Origin of the sequence: Limnospira sp. PMC 1279.21 (assembly GCF_032349615.1) — a bacterium.
Lineage (GTDB): Bacteria > Cyanobacteriota > Cyanobacteriia > Cyanobacteriales > Microcoleaceae > Limnospira > Limnospira fusiformis.
The window spans coordinates 1-3195 of record NZ_JARPLU010000294.1; the positions used below are offsets into that span (position 1 = coordinate 1).

3 protein-coding genes and 1 pseudogene are annotated in these 3195 nt (G+C 43.5%); 2 read left to right on the top strand and 2 right to left on the bottom strand.

The window, feature by feature from the left end:
- Window positions 1-230 (bottom strand): reverse transcriptase domain-containing protein (locus P5683_RS23670; protein WP_315641121.1); only part of this gene is annotated, 230 nt, incomplete at its 3' end.
- A gap of 730 nt (window positions 231-960) precedes the next feature.
- Between P5683_RS23670 and P5683_RS26575 the strand changes: the two genes are divergently transcribed.
- Both P5683_RS26575 and ltrA read left to right on the top strand, forming a co-directional pair.
- Window positions 961-1155, top strand: a complete 195-nt coding sequence (locus P5683_RS26575; protein ID WP_396442749.1) for a reverse transcriptase N-terminal domain-containing protein — start codon at window positions 961-963, stop codon at window positions 1153-1155.
- A gap of 96 nt (window positions 1156-1251) precedes the next feature.
- Window positions 1252-2769 (top strand): group II intron reverse transcriptase/maturase, encoded by a 1518-nt coding sequence (gene ltrA, locus P5683_RS23675; RefSeq protein ID WP_396442761.1) that lies wholly within the window; start codon window positions 1252-1254, stop codon window positions 2767-2769.
- Window positions 2770-2840: 71 nt separating this feature from the next.
- Here ltrA and P5683_RS23680 read toward each other — a convergent pair.
- Window positions 2841-3023 (bottom strand): annotated as a pseudogene (locus P5683_RS23680) (RNA-dependent DNA polymerase); the annotation flags it as partial.
- Between the last annotated feature and the right edge of the window lie 172 nt (window positions 3024-3195).

Genomic DNA, 3195 nt, shown 5'->3' on the forward strand with positions numbered 1-3195 from the left:
CGGCTAGATTCCCTTTTGGCTAAGACTTTCAGCTTTTTTGTCCTGTACTGAGGACACACTCTGGTCTTTTCAGGTTTTATTTCTAATCCTACAGGTTTTAGCCATTCGGAAATAGCAGTTTTGCACTGTTCAATGATATCTAGTGATGGTGATATCACTACAAAATCATCGGCGTATCTCACTACTGTGGCTTGTACCACCTTCTTTTTCTTAGGATAGATTGTTTCAATTAACCTACCGTGCGAGACGTTTAGGAGTCAAATAAGGCTGCAATGCCTGAAATAACCTCCTAGTGGGACTTTCACCCCTTGGTGAAATATAAGGGACTCGTACCCTGACCATCCCATAACTGTTTATATGTCCCAACGTTAGGTATAGAAATATACAAAACAAGGCAGGGAACTCAAGGTCAAAACGCTAAATTAGAAATCTTAATGATTCCTTAACAATTGCGTTGAGAGTAACGGCGATAGCCACCCCCAGTTTTAGGATTCACAACCCTGGGACTGAAGCGGGGAACGGAAGGCGTGAAGTAGAACCTACTACCAGAGGCGACCACTGCCAACCATCCATGATTAAGGAGACTGAATGTCCGGCTTGAACCATCGTAAAAATTGAGTAGCGAAACAGGTTGATACGCTGCGTTCAAAAGAGCAAGGGGAAAAGTAGGAGGCTAGTAGTTCTACCTACACAGACCTTTAAAAGTACCCCGGTGGAGAGGACAAGTCTAAAGATGGAATGCCCATATAAACGGAACGTTTTAAGTCCTCCTAGACTCTAATTATCTGGTCGAGATATTAGTAGGAATAAGTGTAACCGCAAGTCTTAGAGGATGTGAGATGTGACCAGAAGCCAACGCCCAACTGTAATGGTAGGGATATGCTAACGGGTCACGGTTTGATTGTAAAGAATAGAGTCTAGTAGGAGTTACTATGACGAAAGCGAGTTTAAAGAAAGGATTTGAGAAATCAAAACCAATCAAGACGTGCGTTTGTATCGAAAGCTATTCCCTGGGCGAAAGTTCAGAGAAAAGTTTTCAAGCTCCAAAAGAGGATATTTCAAGCAGCTAAATCGGGACAGGATGCAAAGGCTAGAAAGTTGCAACGTCTATTGGTGAAGTCATATTATGCTCGACTCTTAGCAGTGCGACTGTAGGGGCGGGTTCCACGGTCAGCCATGCTTCCCAACAGTCAGCTTAATAAACCCGCCCTCCAAGATAATCAAGGCAAGAAAACGGCTGGAGTCGATGGAATGAGAGCAATCTCATCAAGACAAAGGTTTGAACTTGTTGAGAATATTAAGGGAAACCTCAAAGCAAAACCACTGCGACGGGTGTGGATTCCAAAACCTGGTAGGGATGAAAAACGCCCTCTAGGAATACCCACAATCCAAGATAGAGCCAGGCAAGCCTTGGTGAAGTCGGCACTTGAGCCCGAATGGGAATCAAGATTTGAAGGAACAAGCTATGGGTTTAGACCTGGACGGTCAGCCCATGACGCAATAGCACGAATCTATCTATGTATCAAACATAGTAGTTATTATGTGTTGGATGCTGATATAGCAAAGTGTTTCGACCGAATAAACCATGATTACCTACTGTCCAAAATTCATTGTCCAAGCAGCCTAAAGAAAGACCTGAAACAGTTGCTTAAAGCTGGCGTGCTAGATAACGGTGTATTCGAGGATACAGACTCAGGGACACCTCAAGGAGGGGTAATAAGTCCACTCCTAGCCAACATCGCACTGGATAGAATGGAAAGGTTAGTTAAGGAAATGTATCCAAATAAAGGGACAACCACCCAGGTCAACCTAATAAGATACGCCGATGATTTTGTGGTCATATCCAAAGACTTAGGAATCATTGAACAGTGCAAAACTGCTATTTCTGAATGGTTAAAATCTGTAGGACTAGAAATAAAACCTGAAAAGACCCGAATCTGCCACACACTCAATCCTATCGAGTATAATGGCAAAACAGAAGAACCAGGGTTCGACTTTCTAGGTTTTAATATCAGGCAATATCCAGTAGGAAAGTATAAATCTGGAAAAACAGGTGGAGGAAACAGCCGATTAATCGGTCACAAAACCTATATAAAACCCAGTAATAAAGCAGTTACAGCCCATACAGAAGTGATAAAAGGTGTAATTCAACAACATAAAACAGCACCTCAATCTGCCCTGATTGGTAAACTAAACCCAATCATAAGGGGATGGTCAAACTACTATTCAGCAGTAGTTTCAACAGAAACCTTTAATAAACTGGATAGCATAGTCTGGTTAATGTTACGGGCATGGACAATTTCAAGATGCGGAAAGGCAAGTTACGAAAAGCTAGGAAACTACTTCCATAAAGGAACGGTTAAACTTAGCAATGGGAAAGAAAGACATGAATCCTGGTTATTCAAGACTAAGGATGGACTCACATTATGGCAACATAACTGGACTCCATTGGTCAGACATACCATAATACGCCCTGACGCAACACCATACGACGGAAATTGGACTTACTGGGCAACCAGGAAAGGACAAGCAATCGACACGCCAAACAGGGTAGCAAAACTACTCAAAAAGCAAAAAGGCAAGTGCGCCTGGTGCGGGCAATACATTACCCCATCAGACCTAATTGAAGTAGACCACATTGTACCTCGAAGCCTAGGTGGAAAGGATGAATACAAGAATCTTCAACTATTACACCGCCACTGTCACGATGATAAAACGGCGTTAGACAACGCCAAAGCTGTATCCTTAACAATGGAACAGTCAGACTAGGAGCCGTGTGAAGGGAAACTTTCACGCACGGTTCTGAATGGGAGGGGATGGAGGCGACTCCATTCTCGACCCCTACTCATACCATCCAGTGCGATGTTGGCGAGTATTGGACTTATTACCCCTCCAAGTGGAGTCCTAGCTTCTGTATCCTCGAATACGCCGTTATCTAGCACACCCGCTTTTAACCATTGTTTCAAGTCTCTTTTCAGGCTGCTTGGACAATGAATTTTGGACAGTAGGTAATCATGGTTCACGGTAAGAGCATTTTGTTATGGTCGAAAGGGAAGTCGCCTTCCCCAACTCCAATTCCAAACCGTACTTGAGACTTTCACCTCATACGGCTCGTGATGTGGATACCCCTTTGTCATTGGGAACAGGGCTACAACCCCCTGCTTTATGACCTCAACTTTCGGAGCTATAGCATTG